Annotated in this window: 5 protein-coding genes; 2 read left to right on the plus strand and 3 right to left on the minus strand. The window is 73.6% G+C overall.

The annotated features are described in order from the left end of the window. The coding region (locus AC2W7G_RS10310; RefSeq protein ID WP_485868351.1) for an FAD-dependent oxidoreductase at nucleotides 1–268 on the minus strand (268 nt) is incomplete at its 3' end. Nucleotides 269–416: 148 nt separating this feature from the next. Between AC2W7G_RS10310 and AC2W7G_RS10315 the strand changes: the two genes are divergently transcribed. Both AC2W7G_RS10315 and AC2W7G_RS10320 read left to right on the plus strand, forming a co-directional pair. Beyond that, on the plus strand, nucleotides 417–1,295 hold the full coding sequence (locus AC2W7G_RS10315) for a potassium channel family protein (protein ID WP_485868352.1): 879 nt from the start codon (nucleotides 417–419) through the stop codon (nucleotides 1,293–1,295). Between the two features lie 28 nt (nucleotides 1,296–1,323). After that, nucleotides 1,324–2,568, plus strand: a complete 1,245-nt coding sequence (locus AC2W7G_RS10320) for a cation:proton antiporter domain-containing protein (RefSeq protein WP_485868353.1) — start codon at nucleotides 1,324–1,326, stop codon at nucleotides 2,566–2,568. Here AC2W7G_RS10320 and AC2W7G_RS10325 read toward each other — a convergent pair. Both AC2W7G_RS10325 and AC2W7G_RS10330 read right to left on the minus strand, forming a co-directional pair. Continuing rightward, nucleotides 2,516–3,721, minus strand: coding sequence for a cation:proton antiporter domain-containing protein (locus tag AC2W7G_RS10325; protein ID WP_485868354.1), 1,206 nt, complete (start codon nucleotides 3,719–3,721; stop codon nucleotides 2,516–2,518). The genes AC2W7G_RS10320 and AC2W7G_RS10325 overlap by 53 nt on opposite strands. Nucleotides 3,722–3,761: 40 nt before the next feature. Next, nucleotides 3,762–4,046: a YrhK family protein gene (locus AC2W7G_RS10330; RefSeq protein WP_485868355.1), complete on the minus strand. Its 285-nt coding sequence runs from the start codon at nucleotides 4,044–4,046 to the stop codon at nucleotides 3,762–3,764. Between the last annotated feature and the right edge of the window lie 189 nt (nucleotides 4,047–4,235).

Below are 4,235 nucleotides of genomic sequence, written 5' to 3' on the forward strand. Positions count from 1 at the left end.
CTGCGACGACCCGCCGGGCGACCGCGGTCCAGGACGGGACGACGGTGACGTCGCCGGCGAGCGTGCCGCGCGGACGCCTCGGCCAGCGCTCGGCAGCGCGCACCATCATCTTGGTCGGGATGCAGCCGTAGTACGGGCACTCCCCACCGACCAGGTGCTTGTCGATCGCGACGACGTCCAGGCCGGCCTTCGCGGCACCGGTGGCGAGTGCCTCGCCCCCGGGCCCGAGACCGACGACGATGAGGTCCACGTCCTGCTGCTCGCTCATGCGCGCTCCGTCCGTTCGACCCGCCGTTCGGGCCCGACGCCGCCATTGTGCCGTGCGCCGCGCGACGCCGCCCGGTCGTGGACGGGACACCGCGGACGGCGGCGCCGTCCGGCTGGCGCCCGGCCACGGGGGCACTAGCCTCGTCGGGATGGGATGGGGCATCAGCACAGCCGGACTGCTCGTCGTGCTCGTCGCGATGTGGGACATCTTCCACACGCTGTGGCACCCGGGCGGGTTCGGGCGGATCGCGCGATCGGTGTTCGCGCTCGTGTGGTGGCTCAGCAAGCACGGGCTGCCGCAGCGTGTGCGACCGCTCACCGGCCCCGTCGGGCTGCTCGGCGCCGTGCTGGTCTGGACCGGCCTGGTGGTGGTCGGGTGGACGCTGGTCTACGCGCCGCACATGCCGCAGGGCTTCTACTTCGGCTCGTCCTTGCGACCGGGGCAGTCCTCGGACGTCGTGGCCGCGCTGTACCTCTCGCTGGTCGGCGTGGCGACGCTCGGCTTCGGTGACATCATCCCGGCCGACCCCGCCCTGCGGCTGCTGGCCCCGTTCGAGGCCCTGCTCGGCTTCGTCCTGCTGACCGCGGCGATCTCCTGGATCCTGCAGGTCTACCCCGTGCTGGGCCGGCGCCGGGCGGTCGCGAAACGGCTGAGCCTGCTGAGCGCCGCGCAGGCGCCCGAGGTCGCGGCCGAGGGCGAGGCCAGCATCGCCAGCCGGCTGCTGGACGAGGTCGCGGACGGCGTGGTGCAGTGCGAGGCGGACCTCCTGCAGTACGCCGAGTCCTACTACTTCCTCGAGCAGGACCGGACCATGTCGCTGGCCGAGAACCTGCCGTACGCGCGCGAGCTCGGCGAGGCCGGACGTCGTTCCCGCGCGCCGGAGGTGCGCCACGCCGCCGGGGTCCTGCTCGGAGCCGTCGAGAGCCTCGCCGAGCGACTCGGGCGCACCTACCTGGGCGACGCGTCCGACGTGCCCGCGGTGCTCGAGGCCTACCGGGCCGACCACCGCCTGAGGAACGCGCGATGAGCACCGGCACGACCACCAGGGCATCGCCGTGAACCTGGACGTGCTGCTCGTCGCCGTCGGCGCCATCGGTGTGGTGGTGGCCGCGCTGTCGGCCCGTTTCCGGCGCCTGCCGGTGTCGGAGCCGCTGGTCGCCCTGGTCATCGGGGTGCTGGTCGGGCCGGAGGTGACGGGCTGGCTGTCGGTTCCGCCGATCACCGACGACCATGCCACCGTCCACGGGGCGACGCGGGTCCTCCTGTCCGTCTCGGTCGTGGGTGTGGCGCTCCGCTACTCGTTCGCGGCGGTGCGCAGCCGGTGGCGCCCGGTGACCGTGCTGCTGCTGGTCGCGATGCCGGTCATGGCGCTGGTGTCGGCCGGCCTGGGCGCCGCCTTCCTCGGGCTCTCCCTCGGCGGGGCCCTGCTGCTGGGGACGGCGATCTGCCCCACCGACCCCGTGCTGGCGTCCAGCGTGGTCACGGGCCGGGCCGCCGAGCGTGACCTGCCCGAGAGGGACCGGCAGGTCCTGTCCCTGGAGTCCGGGGCGAACGACGGCCTGGCCCTGCCGTTCGTCCTGGTGGCGCTCGCCGTCGCGGGGCCGACGAGCGGCGCGGAGATGGTCGCCGAGGCGCTCTGGCAGGTGCTGGGCGCGATCGCCCTGGGTGCCCTCGCCGGATGGCTCGGCGGCCGGGCCCTGCGCCTCGGGGAGAGCGCGGGCGCCACGTCCCACGGCCCCATGCTCCTGTTCACCGTCCTGCTCGCCCTCTTCGTCGTGGGCGTGTCGGGGGTCCTCCGCCTCGACGGCGTGCTGGCCGCGTTCGTGGCCGGCCTGGTCTTCAACCTGACCAGCACCGCGCGCGAGCGGGCCGGCGACCTGGAGATCGACGAGGCGCTGAACCGGTTCGCCGTCCTGCCGCTGTTCGTCCTGCTCGGCGCGACGATCCCGTGGTCGGTGTGGCGCGAGCTGGGGTGGCCGGCGATCGCGCTGACCCTCGCCGTGCTGCTGCTGCGCCGGGTTCCGGTCCTGCTCCTGCTCACCCGGCCGCTGCGCATCGGGCTGCCGGACGCCGTGTACCTCGGCTGGTTCGGGCCCGTGGGCGTCTCGGCGGTGTTCTACCTGACCCTGGAGGCCGAGCGGACCGGACTCTCCGACGAGGTCCTGGGCGTTGGGATCATGATCGTCGTCGCCAGCACGGTGGCGCACGGACTGACGGCCTCGCCGGGCCGCCTGCTCTACCGCCGGGTCACGGCCGGTCCTCGGCCCGGCCCCCCGCGTCCGGGACGTCGCCGTCGGTGAACTGGCGCGCCACGACGACGTCCGTCGACGAGTGCGCGAGGATCGACAGGCTCACGGTCAGCGCCGTCAGGTGGAACAGCTCGTCGGCCCGGTCGATGCCCGACTCCAGGACGATGAGGCCGTAGACGACCGAGGCGAAGCCCTTCGGGCCGAACCACATGGCCGCCGCTTGCTCACGTCGCGCCAGCCCGGAGCCGAGGAACGACACCGACAACGCCGCCGGCCGGGCGACCACGAGGGCCAGGACGGCGAAGACCCAGCCGGTCCACGCGATCTCCTCGACCAGGAACGTGGGGGTCATCAGCGCCGCGAACACCAGCACCGCCAGCAGCTTGAGCTGCTCGGCGACCAGCTCTCCGAGCTGCTCGAACTCGTGCCGGAACTCCTCCGACATCGTCGCGACCGTGGCGCCGGCGGAGAAGGCGCCGAGGAAGAGGTTGGCGTGCGTGGTCAGGCACAGCCCGAGGACGAGCATGCCGACGGCAGCGGGGAGCAGCGGCTGCAGGCCGGTCACGGCCGAGAGGAACGGCAGGCGCTCCAGTCGCAGCACGACCCACGGGACGGCGACGCCGACGACCACGCCGAGCAGGAGCTCGGTCACCAGGGTCCACCCTCCGGTCTGGCTGCCGCCCGCGGACGCGAGCAGGACCAGGACGATCGGCAGCGCCAGCCCGTCGTTCAGGCCCGACTCGACGTTGAGGAGACGACGCAGCCGCGACGGCACCTCGCGGCGTCCGACGATCGCGGCCGCGAACACCGGGTCGGTGGGTGACAGCACGGCGCCGAGCAGCAGCGACTCCAGCCACGGCAGCCCGGCCACCCAGTGCGCCAGCGCCGCGGTGACCACGAGCGTGAGCGGCAGGCCGAGCAGCAGGGCGCGACCGGGCAGGCGCCAGGCCTGCCGCAGGTCGTTCACGCCGACGCGCATCCCGTCGCTGTACAGCACCGAGAAGAGGGCGAGCTCGGCCAGCACGGAGACGGCCGGGTCGCCCGACCGGACGTCCAGGACGCTCAGGACGCCGGGTCCGAGCAGGAACCCGGCGGCCAGGAACAGCACGGTCGTGGAGAGCACCGTGCGGTTCGCCAGCTCGGACAGCAGCACGGCGACCACGAGCACGGCCGCGAAGCACACCACCAGCACGGGAACGTCCACGTCGTCTCCTCACTCGGTCGCTGCTCGGTGGTCCCGCTCGTCAGAAGTCGTAGGAGTCGTCGTCCGCGCCGCGACGTCCGGGGAGCCGCTGCAGGTGCACCCGCCGGGCCAGGCGCAGGGCGGGCCGGGCCAGGAACTCGATGCTGCCCATCAGGAACATCCAGGTGGCGAGGCGGGACGTCGACTCCCAGAAGAACAGGACGCTCCCGGCGACGAACCATGACGCGACCAGGACGTCGTTGGCGATGCTCAACGTCTCGTAGCGGCGCTCGACCACCAGCCGGTCGTCGCCGACCCGCATCGTCAGGTCGTGGTCGGAGCTCACGGCGGCCTCCTCGTTCGTCGGTGGGCGAGGGCGGCAGGACCTGCGACCCGCGGTCCCTCGCCCGACCCACCTTGACGCACGCCGACGGCGACGGCGACCCGGACGCCCTTCAGGCCTCCGGACGATCGAGCGCGCGGCGCAGGTACGGGGCGGTGACGCTGGCCGGGTCGTCGAGCAGGTCGGCCGGCG

It is taken from the genome of Aeromicrobium sp. PFPM2_SD2 (genome assembly GCF_057364525.1).

Bases quoted from the DNA above. Each gene is read 5' to 3' on its own strand.
- AC2W7G_RS10315 (WP_485868352.1), top strand. From the start codon at position 417: ATGGGATGGGGCATCAGCACAGCCGGACTGCTCGTCGTGCTCGTCGCG.